The organism is Mariniphaga anaerophila, assembly GCF_900129025.1.
Taxonomy (GTDB): Bacteria; Bacteroidota; Bacteroidia; order Bacteroidales; family Prolixibacteraceae; genus Mariniphaga; species Mariniphaga anaerophila.
Genome location: NZ_FQUM01000006.1, coordinates 220602 through 244157, shown reverse-complemented (window position 1 = coordinate 244157; position 23556 = coordinate 220602). Strand labels below are relative to the sequence as shown.

Genomic DNA, 23556 nt, shown 5'->3' with positions numbered 1-23556 from the left:
ATTGGTTAAAGAATTCGCCAGACATCAGACTGCTATTACACTGTTCTTTTTCCCGTATTTAGTAGGAGAAACGCCAAAATGTGATTTGAAACTTTTGCTAAAATACCGAGGATCAGTGTACCCAACCTTATAGGCGACGTCAGCTACAGTAAAATCATTAGCAGGCTCTGTAAGCAGCTCCGCAGCTTTTTTTAAACGCATAGAAAGAATTAGATCGTTTGGAGTTTGTCCGGTTAACCCTTTGATTTTCTGGTAGAGTTTTGACCGGCTAAGGTTCATTTCCTCGGCAAAATCCTGAACATTAAATTCCGGGTCATCAATATGGTTTGTAATAATGCTTTCAACCTTGGTTAGCAGTTTCTGGTCGATTACAGAGGATGTTACTTCGCTGATTTTTAAATGAGAACCAAATTTGTACTTCTGCTGAATAAGCATTCTGTTATGAATAATACTTTTAATACGAGTTTTCAGAATTTTTCCGTTGTAGGGTTTAGAAATATAGTCATCGGCTCCGGTCTCTAACCCTTTTATGTGATATTTGGGAGCAGCTTTCGCTGTCAGCAAAACGATGGGTATGTGTGAAGTGTCAATGTTTCGCTTTAAAATACTACACATTTCTGTCCCCGACATCACCGGCATCATTACATCCGAAATAATTAAGTCAGGTTGTTTTTCGATGGCTATGTCCAGACCTTCTTTTCCATTGTCGGCTGTAATAATTTTATAATCAGGGCAGAACATGTAATACAAAAGATCCTGAACATCTTTATTGTCCTCTACAATAAGAATAGTATGTGCATTTTCTGGTGCCTGAGTTAATTTTGCTTTGTGCTTCGGAATAGAAGAAATTTGATTTCCGGTTTTACTAAAAACAATGTTTTCGGGGTTCTCCACAAGTACATTCTCGCTAAAGTGAGAATTGCCTTTTAGAATGCTTATTTTTACTGTTGTTCCTTCTCCTAATAAGCTTGTTACTGAAATTCTACCTTTGTGTTCGTCAATAATGCTTTTCGAGAATGCTAAGCCAATTCCGCTTCCAATTCTGTTTTTTTGAGGATTGGAATATTTGCCCTGAAAATAAGGGTCAAATATGTTGTCAATCTCTTCAGAAGAAATACCAGTTCCGTTATCACTAACTAATATGTCAACGTGTTTTTTATGTTCGACTGCTTCTATTTTTATTTTGCCTGATTTGTCGGTTACAAATTTAAAAGCGTTGGATATGATATTGAAAAATACCTTCTCCATCTGCCTGGAATCTATCCATATAGAACTGTTGCTCGATAGTGGATTCAGTTGATACGATATATTTCTGAACTGAGCATTGTCTTTAAATACCTTGAATATTTCTTCGAGAAATCCGTTAATCTCAACCTGAGATACTTTCAGAACACTTTTCCCGTATTCCAACTTTCTGAAATCAAGCAGTTCATCAATTAAATTATTGAGGCGCTTCGTGTTAATCAGGGTCTTGTTAACAAGTTCTAGGTTTTGCGGAGAGGTGTTTTTGTTTTCCTGAATGGCTTCCAACGTGCCGTTTATCAAGGTTAAAGGAGTTCTGAACTCGTGCGATATATTCGTAAAAAAATTGAGTTTCGCTTTATTCATTTTTTTTATTTGTTCCTTTTCCTGCAGCTCAGATTTTAGTTGGCTGGTTATTTTTAACCGTGCCCTGTACAATTTGTTTAATCCCCAGGCTAATCCAGCAGAAACACTTATATATAGAAGAAAAGCATACCAGGTTAAATATATTGGGGGTTCTACAATTATCTTCAGATTATCGTCATCGATAATAGTGGTTTCATCATTATCAATCGATTGTACTCTTAAATTATATTCTCCCGGCGGTAGTTTTGAAAAAGAAAGGGTTGTGTTGTTTCCGGCATTAATCCAATTGTCATGAAGATTTTCAAGTTTATATCTGTAATTACTTTTACTGGTACTTATGTAGTTACAGGCAGAGTATTGTATTGTAAAAGAGTTTTGACTTGATTTTAGTCTGATACTTTTTGTATATGGTAAATCTTCTTTTAAGATATCCGAACTGTCATTGGGCGAGATTCTTTCTCCGTTTACTTTGAGCGAGGAAAAAATTGTATTGAAATGATTTGATTGTTTGAGTAGTGCTTCTTCTTTAAAGGAGACAAGCCCATTAATGCCACCGGCAAATACCTCTCCGTCGTTTGTTAAATAGAGTGCTCTATGATTAAGTTCACCTAAAGGGAATCCATTTTGTGTTGAGTAGTTAATAAAATGGCGGTTGTCTACTTCCAATATGGAAAGCCCTTTAGTGGTTGCAACCCAGATGTTTCCTTGCTTTGACTTTTTAATTCCCTGAATAAAGTCGCTGGGAATATTTGAGTTGCTCACGTTTAAAGCGCTAAACGAATCCTGCTCTTTATTGTACAAATTAAGGCCTCCTCCATGCGTTCCAAACCATAATCTGAAATAGTGATCTTCATAAACGCACGATATGTTGTTTGAGCTGATAGTTGATAAATCGGTAGACGATGATTTGTAGGCTTTTAGCTTCTTTTTTTCTTTGTGGTAGGCATACAATCCCTGTTCTAATGTTCCGATCCATAGCACACCATAACTGTCTTCATACAGGCAAGTAATTCGTTTGGTAAAAGGTTGGCTGGTCGCAGCGTCAATAATCAGGTGGCTGAATTTTTCCGTTTTGGGGTCAAAAGTTTCAACGCCTTTATTGGTGCCTAAAAGAAACACATCTCCGAAAGGGATAATATCTTCAATGATATTTCCGGAAATGGAGTACTCGTTTTCATTATCGGGTAGGTATGTCTTAAACGATCCGGTTTTAGTATTTAGAACAATCAATCCACCCAGGTGTGTTCCTATCATCAGATGAGTCTTGTCCAAAAACGTCAGTGCTTTAACATTTGTGGGTATTTGTGCCAGCGGTTTTATGCTCAAAGGGTAGTGAGTGAATGTTTTATGCTCTCTGCTGTAGCAATCAACACCGTTGCCTTCCGACGCAATCCAAAGGTTGTTATCGTCGTCTTCGAGCATTTCTCCGATGATGTTAAATCCAATATTTGACTCAGAATTTATGTTTAATTTGCTTGTGTACTTATTGTATATAGCGAAGCTCGGGTTGTAGTAGTTTATCCCTCCAAAATAGGTCCCCAGCCACATACTTCCCTGGTTGTCGCGGAGAATACATAAAATACTATTGTGTGACAAAGATGAAGGGTCGTTGTTTTTGTGGCTGTAGTTAGTGACGCTGTAGTTACCCCCGTCGATAATGCTTAGCCCTTCGAGAGTTCCTACCCATATATTTCCATTAGTGTCTTCGTTTATGTCGCGAATTATATTGTTTATAATTGACGAAGGTTCTTCTTTTTTATGGGTGAAGTGTTTAATGATTTGTTGTTTGTTATCAAGTAAATAGATACCGTCGTTATAAGTGCCAGCCCAGGTGCGTTTTTGTGAATCACTAAATAAGTATTTTGTGTTTTTGCCTAAAACTCTGGTGGCTTTATTTTGATGCGGAGAGTACAGGTATGCGCCCTGAACAGTTCCTATCCATAAAAGTCCGGATTGGTCTGTATACAGATGCTGTAAATTAAACTTCCCATTCAATATTTGGGAATACGGACTTAATTGTTTTGTACACGTATTTAACTTGTATAACCCGCTTTTTGTGCCAACTAAAATTTCTCCCCGGTACGGGAGCACAGTTTCGCAATCAGTTATTGGGTACTGCGTGAATTTTAATGTTTTTATATTGAGGTGAGACAGTCCGTTTTTTGTGACAACCCACAAGGAAGCCCCATCTTTAACTATATCTGTTACAAAATGCCCCAATAATGAGGTTGAGTCGCCACGTATAGGTCTCAAACTTTCAACAGTTGTGCCGTCAAATATATTTAGCCCATCTCTCGTACCAATCCACAAACGTCCCAGGCTGTCTTGCACAATTGACGAAACAGAGTTTTGAGATAATCCTTCATTGATCCCCAAGTGTTGAAAAGAGATGTTTTGTGCGTAAATAGCAGCACTTAAAAACAGAAATACAATATGTGGCAACCACTTCATTGGATTAACATTTGTTTACAAAAAAACTCTCAATCCGTATTAAAAGGCTTCAAAAATAAGAAAAGATTGTGCGAAGTGGGTGTATTAACGTTTTAATAATGGGTAATATCGTTTGGGTATTTATTGAATGATAATAAATTTTGTGTTCATTATCAGGTATATATGGCGTCTGAACAATAGTCTACATATTTGGGAGAATTTTGCATTTTCTGTTGGAAGATATGCTTCTATATTTGTTTCAGGATGTGAATAAATCAGTCAACCAATTAAAATGATTATGTAAATGAAACCTACTCTAAAGTTACTACTCTTTATATCCCTCCTTGCTTTGTATTCATGTATAGAAAATACATTTATGGATGATGTGCCGTTAGATTCATTTGGCAATCCAACAGGGTTAAAGTATATGGATATTAAAAATGCCCGTGAAGGGAAAGCTATATCGTCCGGAGTTCCTTCGATTAACACCGGAGGATTAACCCCCATGTACGAAATTGTGGCCGGAAGAAAAGATGATGGCACACTGCTCGATGAGTCATACATGCAATATGTAAGTATTGCCCAATTTGATACTATTGTTATGAGATTGGATAATTCATACAACAATAAAGTAGATGAAAATGGAGATACTCTTCGGTCTGTTTCTGCATTAAATACATCAAACAACGGCGTTATTTCCATTGCAGATGGTAACAGCTTCACCGTCGGTGATTACTATTTTTCGGTTAAGGCAACTACCCAACATGAAGGAAAGGTCTTCTCTACAACTTTTGATGATGTTTTTCATTTAAACATTGAGCCTTTGCTGGCCAGCTATCTCATTTACTCTCCCAAAAATCAAAACCTGGTATATGGAAATACAGAGAGTAAAACAAGTGTACCTCTACTGCCTTCTGCCAATGCAGATGTAACTTTTGAGTTGGCAGCTAATAAAGAGGAACTGGTAATTAACCCTTCAACCGGAGTCGTTTCATTATCGCCTGATTATGTTTACTCAGGATACGACACTTTGTTCCCGGTTATTAATGTTGTAAATAATATAAGTGGAGAGTTGGTTAGCTTTAGTAATAGTTTAATCGCTATTGTAACCAACCAGGCAGAACAAATGCCGGTAGATACTATAAATTTTTTCTACCCGACATTAAAGACTTCGGGCTCGAAACCCTCCGGGGGAGATGGTTTTTCGGTGCAAGTAGACATCCCCGGTAATGGCGATGATATTTGGGGAGAGGTTGATAACAGCAATGGCAGATACCTGGAAACACCCTCGCAACGACCGGAAAAAAACACCGCTCAAACGGTTTTGGAAACGCAGACATTCAATAGTGCTGGTGTTACGAAGCCAACACAGTCGTGGTGTGTAACCAGTACACAAGACCTGTCAGCTTTTCAATATGGGTACGATCTATCCTTTAATTACTATTATAATGCTTCTTTTTTAAGATATATGGAAGATGGCAGGGCTCCGAATGATCTGGAAGTATATATATCAACCGATTATACAGGAGGAGACATTCAGGACGGGAATGGGAATTGGATAAACGGAACATGGAAGAAACTTAACGAGCAGATAGCTTGCCAGATTGGAGCGGGGGTTTCCAGCAATGGAAAACCTGCAGGAGCTCCCTGGGGTGAGCCATTTATTGGCACTCCATATCCGGGTGATAATACCGGGCCTGACCCTGAAGGAAGAAAAGTTGCAGGAAGAAATGTATATGGAAAATGGGTAAAATGTACTTATAACATTTCAGAATATAAAACTTGTAAAACCTTTACCGTTGCCTTTAAGGTAGCCTCTTATTTCGAGGGTGAGTTATTAAATAATTCAACTATCCCTGGCAGAGGCGGTGTTTTCTTTTTATCTGATTTCTATTACAGAGCAGCAGAAATAGCTGATTAATAACATTTGCAAACAACTATTAAAAACTATCACAAGGGCTATTTATAGCTCTTGTGGAAAAAATATCTCCATGAAACGAATTCAAATAGTATTCATACTAATTATATTATCCACATCAGCTGTTTTTGCACAGAAAACAGTTACCGGAGTTGTAAAAGATGTCAACGGGTTACCTATTCCCGGAACCAACATTGTTATTAAAGGCAGTACTGTTGGTACTATAACTGATGTTGAGGGAAGCTATAAGCTCAACAATATTAAATCATCAGATATCTTACAATTTAGTTTTATCGGGTTCGAGAACGTAGAAATCAAGGTAGGCAATCAGAGCTCAATAGATGTTGTTCTTAAAACATCAGAAATTATGCTTGAGGATGTAGTAGCAGTTGGATATGATGTTGTAAGGAAAAGAGATTTAACAGGCGCTGTTGCAAAAGTGAATACCGATGATATTGCAAAAACTGCAACAACTAACTTCGACCAGGCTCTGGCAGGTCGTGTGTCCGGAGTGCAGGTTACGTCAACGGATGGAACCCCGGGCGAAGGGCTTAACATTGTAATTCGTGGGGGAAATTCAATAACCGGAGATAATTCTCCTTTATATGTTGTGGATGGATTTCCTATGGAAGATTTTGACCCGGCGAGCATTAGCACGAGAGATATTAAAAATTTCGACATTCTGAAAGATGCATCGGCAACCGCCATTTATGGAGCACGAGGAGCAAATGGTGTTATTGTAATTACTACCCATGGTGGGCGTTCAGATGGTAGTGTTGAAGTAAAAATGCACAGCTCGCTAGGTGTACAATACATACCTAACAGAATGGAAGTGATGTCTCCTTACGAATATGTAAAATATCAAAAAAATATAGCCTACGCCAATGATAATTATTCCCCGGGAGAGTATATTAGGATATTCGAAACCAACTGGCTGGACCCGAAAAACTATGAAAATGTTAAAGGAACCAATTGGCAGGACGAAATATTCCGTGCTGCAGTAGTTCAGGATTACAACTTTTCTATTGGAGGAGGTAGCCAGAACAGCTCAATATATTATAGTGGAAGCTACTTAAAACAAGACGGGACATTAATTACTACCGGTTTTGAAAAGTTTAATAACCGGTTGAAATTCAATCAGAAGATAGCCGATAATCTGCAATTTACCGGGCAGATTAGTTATGACCATTACATTAGATCGGGATTGCAAGTGTCAGGAAATACTGCCTCTAGCGTTATTCGCGATGCAGTAACTTTCAGACCGGTGGATCCGATTAACTGGAGCGGAGATGATGAAGAATATGCTATCGATCAGGATCCTTATTTATATAATCCGGTAAAAACGCTTAATAACACAGACCGCAAAAGAGCTGATGATGTAATTGGCGGATACTTAGCTTTAAACTATAGTTTCTGGGAAAAATTTACTTTGGATGTGAAAGGCAGCTATTGGAGAAACATACGGGAAGAGAGTATTTTTTATCGGGCTGACACACAGCAAGCTTCAAGGACTGACAAAGGGATACATGGCAATATTGCTAACCGGCGATATACAACATTAGCAACATCGAATACTTTGAGGTACAAAGATAAAATTGGGAAAAGTTCTTTTGGGGCATTAATTGGTGTTGAGGCACAGCACCGAACTTTCAAAATTTCATCTTTAGAAAATACAAACTTACCAACAGATGTTTTTGGAATTGATAACATCGGGATTGCAACTGGTTCTACAATAGCCATATCCGGAAAGTCAGGGAGTACTTTGCTATCTTATTTTGGTCGTGTTAATTACAATTACAACGAACGCTACTTATTAACATTAAACCTGAGGACTGATGGTTCTTCTAAATTCCAAAAGGCAAATCGTTGGGGGTATTTCCCTTCGTTCTCTGCTGCATGGAGAATTAAAGAAGAAGCATTTTTAAAGTCGGTTGATGTCATCTCTAATTTAAAAATTCGCGCAGGTTACGGGTTAACAGGTAATAACAGGATAGGAGATTTTGATGCATATAATCTACTGGCCGTTGGAACAACTAGCGGATATGTTTTGGGGCCAAATCAGGATTATTCGCCCGGAGCTTATCAACGCAATATGGCTGTTCCTGATTTAAGATGGGAAACCACAGCGCAAACAAACCTGGGAGTTGATTTTGGTTTCTTTGATCAGTTGGTGAATGGAACTGTAGACCTCTATCATAAGCGTACAAAGGATTTATTGCTGGATGCGGAAATGGCTCCCAGCTCAGGCTTTAACAGGGTGCAGCAAAACGTGGGCGAAGTAGAAAATAAAGGGATCGAAATATCATTGAACAATACCATTATAAAAAGATCAAAATTCAAATGGTCAACAGATTTCAATATATCGTTCAACAGAACCAAAACAGTTAAATTAAACAGTGGTCAGCAGGAAATTCTTATTGACCCCAGGTGGGATACTCAGTTTATGCAATCGGAGTATCAGTACGTAACCAGAGTGGGACACACTGTGGGAATGATGTACGGGTTAGAATTTGATGGTTTATATCAGTTAGAAGACTTTATTGTGACTAGTGGTAGCGGCTATCAATTAAAAGATGGGGTGCCAACATACCGTTCTCAAATGCAGCCAGGCATGGCGAAATTCAAAGATCAGCTGACCGTTGATACCAACGGAGACGGTATTGCAGATGCAGGCGATGGCGTTATCGATGAAAAAGACCGCGTGATTATCGGAAACCCACACCCCAAACATTTTGGCGGATTCACCAATAACATAAGTTATAAAGGATTTGATTTACAAGTATTGTTTCAATGGGCTTACGATTTTGATATACTTAATGGAAACAAGGCTGAGTTCGGTGGTTTTTATAAGAACACAAGAAATGGCCTGTCTGAATTAGCAAACATCTGGACTCCCACCAATACAGATACAGATGTTTCCGGAATACGTTATAATGGTGTTAACCTTACTACTCCATACGGGTATAAACTTGATGATCGTTTCATAGATGACGGCTCTTACCTGAAACTGAAAACAGTGGTTTTGGGGTATAATTTATCAAGAAAGGTATTAAAGAAGTTCAATGTTGATAGATGCAGACTTTCTGTTTCAGCTCAGAATCTTTATACATGGACAAAGTACAAAGGATATAACCCTGACGTATCGGTTGGAAGATATGGCGCTTTAACTCCCGGACTGGATTACTCTGCATATCCGCAAAGCATAGCTATAACAGGTGGCATTGATATCGTTTTCTAAAATCAATCTGAAGTGTAATAGTTTTAAAATAGAATAAAATGAAAAACAATAATATTATTATCGCTGCTATATCACTTCTGTTGCTTATAACAAGCAATAGTTGTCAGGAAAAATTTTTGGATGTTAAACCTTCCTCCAACTGGAAAGCAGAAGATTTTTATGCAAACGAGGCCGAAGCATACATGGCTCTGTCAGGCATCTATGGAGTGTTGGCACACGACGACCTTTATGGATGGAATTTTAATGTGTTAATGGAAGGAGGCACCGATGAAAGTTATACCAACGACGGAAATAACACCTGGGGGGCGTCAAAATATGAACACACATCATCTAATGATGAAATAAAGAATGCCTGGTTGAAATTTTATACTTGTATTCAATTGGTAAATCTTTTTGAAGTTAACCTGGAGCCTTCAATGTTCAGCACTGCCGAGTATAACCGTTTGTTAGCAAAAGCCCGGTTCTATAGAGGTTTCTGCTATTTCAATCTGGCTAACTGGTTCGGCCCGGTTCCCCTCCGCTTGACGCCTAGCTATTCTCAGGAAGATAATAATATTGCTCCGTCTCCTGTAAAAAAGGTTTATGAGCAGGTAGAAACCGATCTTTTATTTGCAGCAGAACATCTTTATCATTCCAAGGATGCTTCATATGTGCCCGGAGAGCCTAATAAGATGGCAGCCCATGGCTTGTTGGCAAGATTATATCTTCGCATGGGGGGGTATCAGCCTTATTTAGAGGCCGATGATGCGAGTTGCTATTTCGAAAATAATCAACAATATTTTGAACAGGCAAAACAACAATGCAATATTGTAATAACAGACGGATGGCATGATCTCACGCCTGCATCTGTCGATTCTGATAGTTACAGAAACCATTTTATGTCTTATCTGCAGGATTATTACGATTTAAAAGAATCACTCTTTGAAATATCTTTCGGTAATCTGGAAGATATAGGAATACATGTGAGTGGACGCCTGGGGAATATAAATGGGGTAGAGTTTGTTGGTACCTTAGATATTCCCAGAGGATTTTGTAAAATAAATGCTGCGCTTCCACTTTATTATAAATATTCAGCTGAAGATAAGCGTAGAGAATGGAATATTGCAGGTTACCGAAATAAATATTCTACTTCTGCGCAAGGGTTCATTATGGGATATATTTTCGATATGCCACTTCATCAGGAGTATGCTCCCGGAAAATTTCGCAGATGGGAGCCGGTAGACATGGATGCTCTTAAAGCAGCAGGAAGCATCCCTGGGGCTGAATATGTTATTCTTAACAATACTCCGGGCTCGGCCACTGACGCAAACTATACCAGCATCAATTTTCCGATATTACGATACTCCGACATTTTATTAATGTATGCAGAGGCTTCTATTGGTGGACGATTCGGAAGCCAAAGTGCAGCTTCTGACGCAGTAGAGTGCCTCAATAAAGTAAGAGAGCGTGCCGGATTAGAACCCTATCTTGGCAGCACTGCCCATGACGATTTTTTTAATGAAATAGTAGATGAGCGCTTGAGAGAATTATGCTTCGAAGGCTTGAGAAAACAGGATTTAATCAGATGGGATCTTCTGGAAGACAAACTGAAAGAAACGAATAATATCATCAGAACAGATCCCAGCTATGTAAGTAATAACCAATACCATCAAACATTTCTTACAGCAGGCAATAGTTTTAACAGAAGTAAACACCTGTTATTACCATACCCGCTGCAGGAGGTTCAAATAAACCAACAGCTAGACCAACGTACAGGATGGTAAAAAAAGATGAGCCTTCGGCAACAATAAAAAGAATACAGACCAAATTAAGGGCGAGTGTATACTCTTTTTTAACTGGTCACAATTTTAGCTGAATAACCGCATCCCGACGGAACCGGAAACAGCGCAACCATCATAAAAGGCAGTATCCGGGGCTGAGGGATTGGTTAAACAGTGTAAATACAAATAATTCAAATTTTTAATTAAAACAGTTACCTATGAAAAATTTTACTTCTAGATTTTTGGCATTAGTATTTGCAACTAGTGCATGTATGGCTCTTAATGCTCAGGACAATGTAATCACTCTAAAAGCTGCAGGTACCGGCTCCGAAGGCAATACGTTTTATAGTGACAAATCGCCGATAAGCATTGATGGCGAAGGAGTCGTAACCAACAGTACTGATGATGCTTATGATGATTGGACTGTAACCGGGACTGTAACACTGCCCAATGCGCTCAATACTACCTTCAACATCGACTTTGGGGCTTTTGAAGTAACTAACCTAGACGGAACTTCTTTTGCCGAGATGATTGAACAGCGAGGAATCGATCGTGCAGGCACAGGACAATTAGGCGTACGCGGCGGTGCAGGTAATGGTATCGATGAAATGGAAGGTTTTTATTTTGGACTAGACCTCGCTGATATCCCCAGTACTGTCAGCGTTCGGTTAACAGGAATAAGATTTCAGTACATGGGCGGTGGAGAGATTGCAACTGTAACCAGTTTGTTGAACAAGGAAAATACAATAACCGCAAGTGACGCAAATGATGATGGAGAAGTAAAACTTCCCAATGGTGATGGCACGGTAGATATATCTTCTTTCGACCTCACGGTTAAGGGGGGAACCTCAACCCCTCATCTGGTGATGGCATATAACAGCGGAGGTATTGGTAATTTTAGAATTCTGGGTATCAGACTGGAAGTGATCGATAATCGAACTACGGGCATTAACGATATGGGATTAAATGAATTTACTATTTACCCGAACCCTTTTAATAGTGTTCTAACAATAGAAGGTAAAAATAGCTTATCCGCAGAACTTTATAACATAAACGGTCAGTTGGTAAAAAAGGAATATAAAACAGCAGGATCCCGTTTGACGCTCAACGCGAGCGATTTGCCATCAGGCATATATTTCTGCAAGATAAATAATGGTACCACTACAATTACTAAAAAGGTTGTTAAAAAGTAATAGTAACATATTGTTTATTGAATTTATGTTTTCCTAGCGTTTTGACAGATAGATATTGCTACTGCTGCTTATAACGGCAGTAGCAATTTGCTAATAAGGATGATCCATTTAAATTTTACTACTAATATGAAAGTTTATCGCATAAATCAACGAAGTATACTAATTTGTTTGGCTTTGCTTTTAGCATTTACTATAAAAAGCAAAGGTCAGGAAGAGTATTCCTACAATTATTCAGAGATAGCCGATCATCCTCGTTTACTGCTGAATCGTAGTGGAGAACAAACCGTAAAAACGGTTGTGAAATCAACCCCGGAGTTTAAAAAAATTAACGATTACATTATTGAACAGAGCGATGTGATTTTATCCCAGAAGCCTGTTCATTTCGAGAAGCGAGGCAAACGTTTATTGTGGGTTTCGCGCATTGCGCTTACCCGCCTCTACTACCTTTCGTACAGCTACCGTATTACCGGAGAAACTAAATACCTCGAAAGAGCAGAGCTCGAGCTGAATACTATTGCTGACTTTGAAAGCTGGAATCCTTCACACTTTCTGGATATTGGAGAAATGACGATGGCGGTTGCAATTGCTTACGACTGGTTGTTCGATGGGTTAAAGGAAGAAACCAAGAAAAATGTTCGCGAAGCGATTGTTGAGAAAGCCTTTAAACCTTCATATATTGAAAAATACAGTTGGTTTTTGAATAAACATAGCAACTGGAATTCGGTGTGCAACGCCGGGTTGGTATTTGGTGCCCTGGCTATTATGGAAGATGAACCCGAACAGAGTATCGCTATTATCGAAAGAGCCCTGGTGTCCAATCGTCTTCCGTTAGAAGTTTTTGCTCCGGATGGAAACTATCCCGAAGGTCCAGGCTACTGGAATTATGGAACTTCTTTTCAGGTGATGTTAATCGCTGCGTTGGAAAGCGCATTAGGGTCTGATAATGGTTTGTCTCAGGCTCCTGGGTTTATGAGAACAGCTGAATATATTGTGTTTGCAAGCGGTCCGTCGGGAGAATACTTCAACTATTACGACTGCGGACGAGAGCAAACGGCAAGGTCTTCCATTTTTTGGTTTGCTGATAAATTGAATAATCCGTCACTTGTCTATCAGGAATTAGCCATGATTAGAGATGGTGGTTACACAAAGAAGGTATCTTCCGATATAGAACGGATTTTGCCCAATGCCATTGTTTTCGGGAGGAATATAAACCTTGAAAACATTCCGAAACCCAATGTTAAAACTTTTACCGGGCATGGAATAACCCCTGTTACTATTGTAAGAACCAACTGGGAGGGAACCAAGGGAAAATACATGGGAATTAAAGGAGGAAGTGCTTCTGACGGGCATTCACATATGGACCAGGGGACTTTTGTATACGATGTGGGACGAAACCGATGGGCTATGGACCTTGGCCTGCAAAGTTATGGTACGCTGGAAAGCGAAGGTGTCGATTTGTGGAGCATGACACAAAACTCGCAGCGTTGGGACGTGTTTAGGTACAACAATTTAAATCATAATACAATTTCCATCAATGGGCAGAAACATAATATTGAAGGCCGGGCAAAAATAGTTGAAACATACGATGATGGAGACGAACTAGGTGCAAAAGTGGATTTAACGGATGTGCTGAATTTAAACAATGAAGTAAAAAACGCTACCAGAAAAGTTACTATTGTAAAAGATTCTTACCTGAAAGTTGAAGATATAATTGAAGCGAATGAAGAAGCGGTAAAAATAAGGTGGAACATGGTAACGCCATCAAAGGCTGAAAAGGTCAATAAAAATACAATCCGTCTTTCGCAAAAAGGGAAGACGATGTTTTTGAAAGTTCAATCAAAAACATCTTTCAAAATAGCAATTCGGGAGTCTGAAAATCCTTCTACCGTTAAATGCGATTTTACCAATAGAAAGTACGAAGACTATAACCACAAAAATATTGGGACAGTAATGGTGGGGTTTGATGCAGAAGTACCTGCCGGAGAAAAAGCCAAATTTACGGTCACACTCACCGAAGGGCCGTCAGACATTAAGCTAAAGAAAAATACAATTGTTTTGGATGCACCCGATCCGAGCACAGCCTCAGAGGGCGACAATTTTTTTATGGATGTTTCTCCATTTGGCATCGATGGCGACGGCTATGTTTTTGCCAAGGAAAAGCCCGATTGGACTCCGTACGGTATGGTCTCAATTCCATCAGCTGTCGACAAATCCTTCTCTTTTATTATAAGCGCAAAACGTATTGAAGACTCTGGTCTTGTGGATGCAGGAATTGACCGGGCAGCCAACGGGCAACTTGGAATCAGAGGTGGTGAAAACAATGGAATAGAGAATAATGAGGGCTACATATTCGGATTGGATCTAAGTGAAATAGATCCATCAGTTACATTTGAACTAACCAAGATTCAACTCACCTTTTTTGACAGAACAGAATCGTGTATAATTGTTAACCGTCAGGAAGCGGGCAGGATGAAGAGCTTAAGTGGCGGAGATAAAAGCAATGCTGCATTTGTTAAAGTAACAGCTAATTCAGAGAAAGAGTTTACTGATATTTCTGATTTAAACATTGTAGTTAAAGGAGGAAAGAAATACAACGAAATTGCATCGGTATTTAGCACGGGTGGGGGTTCTTACAGAATTGCTGCATTTGAATTCAGGGTAACTGAGAATTGATATCTTCAATAAACTCATTGGCATTAAAATTTTCTCCATGAAAAATCTCGCGAGAATACTGATTCGGGTAATGTTTGTGTTGTTAAGTTTGGTGACTTCGGCACAAAACAATGCTATTGCAGCAGTCTCAGCCGGCAAAGTCTCAGAAAACAATTCACTCTTTGCTGACATTTCAGCCCATCCGCGTTTGTTAATGAGTAATTCTGACTTGCTGGATCTTCAGCAAGCAATTGCTCAATCTGCACGCATGCAACAGCTTCACGATTTTATTATTACACAGAGTGATGGTATGTTGGTACTGGATGGTTTGAAGTATGAAAAAGCAGGGAAAAGGCTTTTGGCAGTATCGCGAGAGGCATTGCGTCGTATTTTTTATCTCTCGTATAGCTACCGTCTGACTGGCAATTCTCAATATCTGAATAAAGCAGAAAGCGAAATCAATACAGTTTGCGCATTTGCCGACTGGAATCCATCTCACTACCTCGATGTTGGAGAAATGTGTATGGCTGTATCTATTGGCTACGACTGGTTATACGATAATTTGCAGGAGGCTACAAAACGGAACGTGCGAAAAGCAATTGTTACAAAAGCTTTTGATACATCTTCCGGGCAGTGGTTCTTAAATGCAACCAATAACTGGAATCAGGTGTGTAATGCCGGATTGGTATACGGGGCGTTGGCGATATTTGAACATGAAGAATCAGCTTCAGTTGCAATAATCGAACAGGCTCTGCAATCGATGTCACTTCCATTAAGCGAATATGGCCCTGATGGCAATTATATTGAAGGGGCAATGTACTGGAGGTACGGAACAAGTTTTCAGGTGATGATGTTAGCTGCACTAGAAAGCGCATTGGGAACAGATTATGGATTGTCTCAATATTCCGGATTCATGGAATCGGCCAAATACATGATGTACATGAGTGGGCCAACGCAGCTTCGCAATAACTATTCAGACTGTAGTAGTTTGCAAAGTCCTAATCCGGCTATGTTTTGGTTTGCAAAGAAAAGTAACAATCCATCGCTCCTTTTCGGAGAAAAAAGATTGCTGAGAATGAATGCTTATTTAAAGCCGTTTGCCGAAGACAGGCTTCTTCCAATAGCCCTGATTTTTGGAAAAGGAATTGCTTTGGATAAGATGACTGCTCCTACCGAGAAAATCTGGATAGGCAGAGGAACAACCCCTGTTGTAATTGTACGTACCGGATGGGAAGGTGCTAACGAAAAATACCTTGGAATAAAAGGAGGCTCAGCGTCAACAAGTCACGCTCACATGGACGCAGGATCGTTTGTTTATGATTCTGACAGGTACAGGTGGGCAATGGATTTTGGGCTTCAAAGTTACGCCGCAGTAGAGAATGCCGGAGTCGACTTTTGGAATATGTCACAAAATTCGGAGCGGTGGGGGGTTTTTCGTCTTGGCAATAAAAACCATAATACCCTTTCAATTAATAACCAGAGGCACAATGTAAATGGTAATGCCTGGTTTGAAGAATACTATCAAACATCTGCAAAACTTGGTGCGAAAATAGATTTGACCAACACACTCAATCTGGACAGTGAAGTGAGACGCGCAACTCGCGAGGTGTCCATTGAAAATGAAACCTTCCTTAAAGTTGTAGATGAAATTACAACAGGCAGCGGTTCGGTTGACTTGTATTGGAACATGGTGACTCCTGCACGAGCCGAAATTGTTAATCCTTCAACAATACGCTTAGCGCAAGGAGGCAAAAGAATGTTACTGAAATTTACGTCAGCCACTCCCTTTATACTTACTGCCAGCCGTTCAACGGATCCGGGTAATTCATATGAAACTTCAAATTCCGGTACTTCCATGGTAGGTTTTGATGCTGTTTTATCAGCAAATTCAACTGCTACTTTTACTGTTACATTGAAAGAAGACACACAGACACCACCTGTTGTTACAACAAATTATATCTACCTGGATTTACCAGATCCGAACACCGGCCTGGAAGGAAACACTCTTTATTACGACGAATCTCCGTTGGGCATTAACACTTCAGGAGATGCTTACATTGGCGGTTTTGCGAGTCGCTACGGGTGGAATGTATATGGTAATAGTGATATTGACGACATAATGGGCAAACAGTTTCTGTTTAGATATGCCGCCATGGGAACAACTAACACTAGTGCCGGAGACAGCTACGGAGATATTCTGTCGCAGGCAGGTATTGACAGGGCTAATGATGGTATACTGGGTGTAAGGGGAGGAACCAATGGAATAGACCCCAATGAAGGGTTTCGGTTAGGGCTTGACCTGACTTATGTTCCGCCTTCGGTTAAAGTATTGTTGGCAGAAGTCGGCGTAAAGTATGTAGGAGGATTAGAAACAGGTGTCGTTGTCAATCGAAATAATACTTCGTTAACCAAAACCTTTGGCGCCCCGGGAACCGGAACTGAAGTTGAGTTGTCAGGAGGGTATATCAATGTGGAAGACTTAAACATATTTTTAAACGGTGGGCAGCTAGATCAAGATCTCGCTTCAGTATTCTCCAATAGTTCATCCGGTAGTTTTCGGATACATGGTTTTCGATTAAAAGTAATTGACACAAATACCCTGACTGGTACTTTGCTGGACGAGAACAAAACGGCTGGTTCACAATCAATCAGTATTTGGCCTAATCCGTTTGCAGACGTAGTTAATGTAAAGTTGAATTCAGATTCTGAAACTCGCATTAAAATATTAGATATACATGGAAGGTGTTTGTACATCAAACATATAAAAACAAACGGAGAAAAACAGGTGAGATTAAATCTAAGTGGGTTCTCCCCGGGAATCTATGTTTGTTGTATTGAAAATGGAACCAGAAGAGTAAGTAAGAAAATAATCAAAAAATAAATACAATTATGAAGAAGATTTTAGCAGCAGTTGGTATTGTTGCCATCGGGTTGATAGTGTGGAGCCAGGTCTTTACAGAAAAGGCAGTTGCGTCTTTAGGTACCGATAGTTTTGACCGAATTGAACACCAATTGAAGCCGCTTTTAACAAGTGCCCTTGAAAACAATAAGATACCCCGTTCTATTTCCGAAGATGGAAGCATACGCTGGATAGGAAAAGGGTACGACTGGACAGAAGGTTTCTGGCCCGGAACTTGTTGGATGTTATATGACTACACAAAAAACGAACAATGGAAGAAAGGAGCAGTTGCTGCACAAGAATTATTCAGGCATCATAAAAACTTGACTAACGACCACGACTTGGGATTTATCTTTAATAACTCTTTTGGAAAAGCCTATAAAGTAACCGGAGATGAAACGAACAAACAAGTTCTTATTGATGCTGCTGAATCGTTAAGTACGCGTTTTAATGAATCAGTTGGCTGTATTCAGAGCTGGGATTGTGTAGATAACTGGCAAAGTAAAAGAGGTTGGAAGTTCCCGGTAATCGTAGACAATTTGATGAATCTTGAAATGTTATTCGAAGTATCTCAATATACAGGGAATGAAAAGTATAAAGAGATAGCTATTGCTCATGCCAACATAACTATGAAAAATCATTTCAGACCAGATGGTAGTTCTTATCATGTGGTAGATTATGACCCCGAAACCGGAGAAACAAGAAGCAAGGAAACCGCTCAGGGATATGCAGATGAGAGCGCCTGGGCTCGTGGACAGGCATGGGGACTTTATGGTTATACCATGTGTTACCGATATACAAAAGACCAAAAGTATCTTGATTTTGCTAAGAAAATTGCAGATTTCATTTTGAATCATCCGAACTATCCGGAAGACGGAGTTCCTTACTGGGATTTTGATGCGCCGAGGATACCCGATGCTGAAAGAGATGCGTCAGCCGCAGCAATTATGGCGTCGGCCATGATAGAACTAAGTGCATATACAAATGGGAAGTATCTGGATAACGCCAAGCATATTTTAAAATCGTTGGCGTCCGAAGAATATAGTGCCAATCCGGGTGAAAACGGAAATTTTTTATTGAAGCATAGTGTTGGAAGCATACCACATGGTAATGAAATTGACGTGCCGTTAAACTATGCAGACTATTACTACATTGAAGCGCTTTTAAGACTATCAGCGAAAAACTAAGAATTGTTTTTTGCTGACAACAGGTTTTTTCTCTTTGTTTGGCACCAATTAGCCTTATTGTCGATGGCAATATTATGAAGAGTTTATACTGATTGCAACAGCCATTTTAGTAATGGTTGTTGCAATCAATATAACTAAAAACCTGGTTGTTTTCCGGAAAAAGTTTTTGGACTATACGGACGCATGGTTCTAGCTTACTAAGTTCATTAAGTCGACAACATTTATTTCGTATCAGGGGGCATGAAGGGTGAAAACTATTCAAAAATGATTCGCCGGGACATTCTTATTTCAGGGGAAGCTACTTTTAACTTCGGTATCATTAAATCAGTAGAAATAGTCAACATCCTTTTAATAAGGAGTGCTGAACAGACTATCTCTCTTGGTTGAATTACAGGCTCTATTGTTTGCCAGTTGTTAAAACATTGGCGTTTTAAAATTCAGGCTCCAATTTACCAACTGCATTTCTTATCTTTGCGCAACATTTTGGCCTCGTAAGATGGCGAATTAAAATTGTTTATAATGAATTTTGTAGAAGAACTCAAATGGCGGGGCATGTTGCACGATTCGATGCCCGGAACCGAAGAACAACTTAAAAAAGAACTTACTTCAGCTTATCTTGGAATCGATCCTACAGCTGATTCACTGCATATCGGGCACCTGGTTGGTGTAATGGTTTTAAAGCATTTTCAATTGGCCGGGCACAAGCCCATTGCGCTGATTGGCGGAGCCACCGGAATGATTGGAGACCCGTCGGGAAAATCACAGGAGCGTAACCTGCTCGACGAGCCCACGCTTCGGCACAATCAAAAATGCATCAAACAGCAACTGGCCAAATTCCTCGATTTTGAAACTGATGCGCCTAATGCTGCAGTGCTTGTAAACAACTACGACTGGATGAAAGAAATTTCATTTCTGGAGTTCATTCGCGATATCGGGAAACACATCACCGTAAATTATATGATGGCCAAGGATTCGGTAAAAAAACGCCTTAGCGCCGAATCCAAAGAAGGAATGTCTTTTACTGAATTCACCTATCAGTTGGTTCAGGGATACGACTTTTTGTGGCTGTACAACAACATGAACTGCAAACTGCAAATGGGCGGTTCCGACCAGTGGGGAAACATAACCACCGGAACTGAACTTATTCGCAGAAAAGTGGGGGGCGAAGCATTTGCCCTTACTGTTCCGCTAATTACCAAAGCCGACGGAACCAAGTTTGGGAAAACCGAACAGGGAAATGTATGGCTCGATCCGGAACGTACAACCCCTTACCAGTTCTACCAGTTCTGGCTGAATGCTTCAGACGACGATGCCGAAAGGTACATCAAAATATTTACGGCACTTCCCAAAGCTGAAATCGATGCTCTTGTTGCTGAACATAAAGCAGCACCGCATGCACGTGTTCTTCAGAAAAGATTGGCCGAAGAAGTTACCACAATGGTGCATTCAAAAGAAGATTACGAAATGGCAGTGGAAGCCTCTCAAATTCTTTTTGGAAAAGGAACTGCCGATCAATTACGCAAATTGAACGAAAGCACTTTTCTGTCGGTTTTTGAGGGTGTTCCTCAATTCAACCTGTCGAAATCAGAGCTGGAGCAAGGAATTAATGTGGTAGATCTGCTGGCCGAAAAAACAGAAGTGTTCCCTTCTAAAGGCGAATTGCGACGTACTATAAAAGGAAACGGGTTGAGCATAAACAAAGACAAAATAACCGATGAAAATCTGGTTATAAACGAAAATTTTTTAATTGGTGGAAAATACATTCTAGCCCAAAAAGGGAAGAAAAATTATTCCCTGATAATAGTTTCATAGTATTGAAAGATTTTTGAAAGGGATTGATACTAAATCCCTTTCTTTTTCGTTGCTTAAGTGCTATCAAATTGAAACCACATTTATGAATAATTTCTTTGACAACCAGCGAATCCTGCAGCTGATCTGGAAACGCAAATTTCATTTTATTATCGTAGGAATAATTGCTTTTTTGTTTTCTGCAATTTTTTCCGGGCCAAAATTTATCGAACCAAAATTTAAATCAACTGCCCGTATTTATCCGAGTAACATTTGGGCATTAAGTGAAGAATCGGAAACCGAGCAGATGCTGGAGATTGTTGGTTCAACTGACATTAAGCAGAAAATGTTTGATGCATTTAACCTCGCCGAAGTGTACGGGATTGACCGCAACGATCCGCATTATATGACATACATGCTGGGCGAATACAACAAAAATGTAAATGCCAGCAAAACAAAATTCGAAACGGTTGAAATAAAAGTAATGGATGCCGACCCTCAGCGCGCCAGCGATATGTGCGATTCCATCATCAATTTTTACAACAAGAAGGTGAGAAAAATGCACAAAGCCAAAGACTGGGAAATGGTCACCGTCTCAAAAAATAACCTGGAGAAAAGATCTGCGGAACGGGATACGCTGATTTCTAAAATAGATTTGATTCAGAAAGAGTATGGGATTTTGGATTTTAAAAGCCAGGCCGAGCGGGTTACCGAAGGTTATATGAATGCCCTGGCAAACGGAAGGGCTGGAAGCAGCGACCTGAAAAAGATTGAAAAACTCTACAATAATCTGGCTGACAAAGGGACAGAAGCACGTATTTTGGAAAACCGGTTAAAGTACTTAACCGGAGTCATCGACTCGTTAACTACGTTGTACGATACTCATTTAAGCGAATTTGAGAAAGATATCACCTATTCTCACATAGTAGAATACCCTTTCCCGGCAGATAAAAAATCGTATCCTGTCCGGTGGCTTATCGTTGTGTTTACTACTTTCTCTGCCATTTTTCTTGCATTGCTTGTTTTTCTTGTTCTCGATTACCGGAAATTCGAATAGCGGGTGATTCAAAACAACACAATAAAAATTTCATTTTTCTACCTGATTTCAGTAGGTTTTATTTTACTGAATATATGGTTTGTAGTCGAAAAAGAAACCATAGTGCTGAACACGCTTCCGGTGTTGCTGGGAGCTGCTCTTTTTGCTATCTTCTCTTTTGATAAGCTACTTTATTTCGTTGTGTTTTTTTCACCGCTGTCCATCGAACTAAGCAGGTTGTTTCCGGGGTTCGGGTTTAACATGTATTTGCCCACCGAGCCTATTCTCTTTGGCATACTTGTTCTGTTTTTACTTAAAGTGATTCAGGAAAGGAGTTTCGACAGGAAAATTCTACTGCACCCTGTATCCATTGCAATTTATGTTAACTTGTTTTGGATTTTTCTTACCAGCTTAACGAGCAGCATGCCGGTTGTGTCATTCAAATTTTTATTGTCGCGCATATGGTTTGTTGTAGCTTTTTATTTTTTGACAGCCAAAATTTTCTCTAGCGGGAAAAAGATGGAACAATACATCTGGCTTTACCTTGCCGGACTTCTTATTGTTGTTTTTTATACCACATTCAGGCATCTGGGGTACGGGTTGTTAAACAAGCAGGCAGCTCACTTCGTTATGGTGCCTTTTTTTAACGATCATACTTCGTATGGAGCCACCCTGGCCATGTACCTCCCGTTTACATTTTTCTTTGCGCTTTGCAAAAGCTACCCGAAAAAGGTACGAACCGCAGCCTGGCTTGTGTCCGCAATTTTGGCAGGGGCTTTTGTGCTTTCATACAGTCGCGCTGCCTGGTTGAGCATGATAATTGCGCTGACAGTGTGGGCAATTATTAAACTGAAAATCCGGTTCCGGCCTATTTTTATAGCTGCAATTGTTTTTATTGGGCTGGCTTTTTCCTTTCAGACGCAGATTGTGATGTATCTCGAAAAAAACTCCGACGAATCGTCTTCCAATTTAACGGAGCATTTTTCGTCAATGACCAACATCTCTTCAGATGCATCTAACCTTGAAAGAATCAATCGCTGGGGATGTGCAATCAGAATGTTTGAAGAGAAACCGTTTTGGGGATACGGGCCGGGTACTTACATGTTTCAATACGCCAAATACCAGCTCAAGAGAGACCGTACCATTATCAGTACCAATGCAGGCGACGCCGGCAATGCGCACAGCGAATACCTTGGCCCGCTCTCCGAGTCGGGAGTTTTGGGGCTTGTGACCTTTCTTGTTTTAATTATTGTTGTAATATACACCGGGGTTCATACCTGGAGCAGGCTCACCGACAAACGGATGAAAGGCATTGTTCTGGCTGCAACCACCGGTTTGGTAACCTACTACATTCACGGGTTTCTTAATAATTTTCTGGATACCGATAAACTGTCCGTTCCGTTCTGGGGATTTACAGCCATGATTGTTGCCATCGATTTGTACTCGCGAAAAACCCCTGATTCCACCCCCGATTTAGTGGAATAGTCGGGTTTTAGCCGGAGCAGCAACATGTGAATACATCTCTTTTTTCAACGCTTTCTACTGCTTTCATAAAATGGGGGAAAAGCGTTTTTTGAAACCGGTAAAAAATTCACGCTAAAACATTTGGGTAAAGCCATAGTTTCCAGGTTAGTTTAAGCCGAAAAAATTCCGAAAAGTAAATTTTTAGCAGGCTCCAGCATTTTACAAAAAGTATATTATTCCTGAGCTTAAAAAAACGTAGCTGAAAACACCCGTGGGAAATTGCTTATCGGTTTTTTAAGAATAGGCAAAAAAAGCAGCAATCGGTTTCACAAACAGAATTTTATACTATCTTTGCGCCCACATTTTTCAAAATAAAAAAAGAA

At 39.8% G+C, this 23556-nt stretch carries 11 protein-coding genes; 10 read left to right on the top strand and 1 reads right to left on the bottom strand.

Going from position 1 to position 23556, the window contains the following annotated elements:
• Nucleotides 1-24 precede the first annotated feature (24 nt).
• On the bottom strand, nucleotides 25-4059 hold the full coding sequence (locus BUB08_RS13815) for a hybrid sensor histidine kinase/response regulator transcription factor (RefSeq protein WP_073002475.1): 4035 nt from the start codon (nucleotides 4057-4059) through the stop codon (nucleotides 25-27).
• A 283-nt stretch (nucleotides 4060-4342) separates the two neighbouring features.
• Between BUB08_RS13815 and BUB08_RS13810 the strand changes: the two genes are divergently transcribed.
• The 10 genes from BUB08_RS13810 to BUB08_RS13765 all read left to right on the top strand — a co-directional run bounded on the left by BUB08_RS13810 (nucleotide 4343) and on the right by BUB08_RS13765 (nucleotide 23194).
• Nucleotides 4343-5959: a hypothetical protein gene (locus tag BUB08_RS13810; RefSeq protein ID WP_073002474.1), complete on the top strand. Its 1617-nt coding sequence runs from the start codon at nucleotides 4343-4345 to the stop codon at nucleotides 5957-5959.
• Nucleotides 5960-6029: 70 nt separating this feature from the next.
• A complete protein-coding gene (locus BUB08_RS13805) occupies nucleotides 6030-9194 on the top strand; it encodes a SusC/RagA family TonB-linked outer membrane protein (protein ID WP_073002473.1) in 3165 nt (1054 codons plus the stop codon).
• Between the two features lie 38 nt (nucleotides 9195-9232).
• Nucleotides 9233-10957 carry a RagB/SusD family nutrient uptake outer membrane protein gene (locus BUB08_RS13800; RefSeq protein ID WP_073002472.1) on the top strand — a complete coding sequence of 575 codons (1725 nt, stop codon included), beginning with the start codon at nucleotides 9233-9235 and terminating at the stop codon, nucleotides 10955-10957.
• A 215-nt stretch (nucleotides 10958-11172) separates the two neighbouring features.
• Nucleotides 11173-12147: a T9SS type A sorting domain-containing protein gene (locus tag BUB08_RS13795; protein WP_083570772.1), complete on the top strand. Its 975-nt coding sequence runs from the start codon at nucleotides 11173-11175 to the stop codon at nucleotides 12145-12147.
• A gap of 126 nt (nucleotides 12148-12273) precedes the next feature.
• A complete protein-coding gene (locus tag BUB08_RS13790; protein WP_073002470.1) occupies nucleotides 12274-14820 on the top strand; it encodes a heparinase II/III domain-containing protein in 2547 nt (848 codons plus the stop codon).
• Nucleotides 14821-14857: 37 nt separating this feature from the next.
• Nucleotides 14858-17680, top strand: coding sequence for a T9SS type A sorting domain-containing protein (locus tag BUB08_RS13785; RefSeq protein ID WP_073002469.1), 2823 nt, complete (start codon nucleotides 14858-14860; stop codon nucleotides 17678-17680).
• Nucleotides 17681-17688: 8 nt separating this feature from the next.
• A complete protein-coding gene (locus BUB08_RS13780; protein ID WP_073002468.1) occupies nucleotides 17689-18885 on the top strand; it encodes a glycoside hydrolase family 88 protein in 1197 nt (398 codons plus the stop codon).
• Nucleotides 18886-19404: 519 nt separating this feature from the next.
• The gene (gene tyrS / locus BUB08_RS13775; RefSeq protein ID WP_073002467.1) at nucleotides 19405-20697 is read left to right on the top strand and encodes a tyrosine--tRNA ligase; all 1293 of its coding nucleotides are present in this window, start codon (nucleotides 19405-19407) and stop codon (nucleotides 20695-20697) included.
• Between the two features lie 82 nt (nucleotides 20698-20779).
• Nucleotides 20780-21730 carry a Wzz/FepE/Etk N-terminal domain-containing protein gene (locus BUB08_RS13770; protein WP_073002466.1) on the top strand — a complete coding sequence of 317 codons (951 nt, stop codon included), beginning with the start codon at nucleotides 20780-20782 and terminating at the stop codon, nucleotides 21728-21730.
• Nucleotides 21731-21733: 3 nt separating this feature from the next.
• A complete protein-coding gene (locus BUB08_RS13765; protein ID WP_073002465.1) occupies nucleotides 21734-23194 on the top strand; it encodes an O-antigen ligase family protein in 1461 nt (486 codons plus the stop codon).
• The last annotated feature ends 362 nt before the right edge of the window (nucleotides 23195-23556 follow it).